The organism is Halorubrum halophilum (assembly GCF_000739595.1).
Classification (GTDB): Archaea; Halobacteriota; Halobacteria; order Halobacteriales; family Haloferacaceae; genus Halorubrum; species Halorubrum halophilum.
In genome coordinates this window covers 1-645 of record NZ_BBJP01000093.1, presented here as the reverse complement: position 1 = coordinate 645, position 645 = coordinate 1, and the positions used below count along the sequence as shown (strand labels likewise).

Annotated in this window: 1 pseudogene; it reads left to right on the top strand. The window is 67.9% G+C overall.

Annotated features, from left to right (window positions below):
* Window positions 1-584 (top strand): annotated as a pseudogene (locus tag ACP96_RS17350) (GAF domain-containing protein); the annotation flags it as partial.
* Between the last annotated feature and the right edge of the window lie 61 nt (window positions 585-645).

Sequence of the window (645 nt, the reverse complement as noted above, 5' to 3'; positions counted from 1 at the left end):
CGGCGGACCCGGACGATCTCGAGGATCCAAACGACTTCGGAGACCCGAACGACCTCGAGGACCCGAAGAGCCCCGAGCGGTCGGACCCGGGTCGGACCGACCGGGGAAGGGGAGTCGACACCGGACGCGAGGGCGCCGGGCGCGGCTCCGCCGACGAGAACTCCCCCACCGATGCGGAGGAACTGGCCGACCCGGTGGCCGACAACATCCGCTCCGCGATCAGCGTTCCGATCGGATCGTACGGGGTGTTTCAGGCCGTCTCCGACGGGTACGCCGCGTTCGACGACGGTGACGTGGAGTTCGCCGAGCTGCTGGCCGCCCACGCCGCCGACGCGCTCGAACAGCTCGAGACGGAGAACGCGCTCAGGGCCGAACGCGACAGGCTCTCCGCGCTGTTCGAGGACCTGCCGCTGCCAGTCGTCAGAACCGCGTCCGCGGAGGGAGGCGAGCGGCGGCTCGACGCCACCAACCAGGCGTTCGAGGAGACGTTCGGGTTCTCCGAGGCGAAGCACGGCTACCGGGAGATCCACAACGCGATCATCCCCGAGAACGAGGGCCTCATCGACGCGGGCACGGTTCTCGAACTGTCTCTTATAAACATCTGACGCTGCCGGCGAGTAGAGAGGGGTGAGGTTGGTTTAGGAA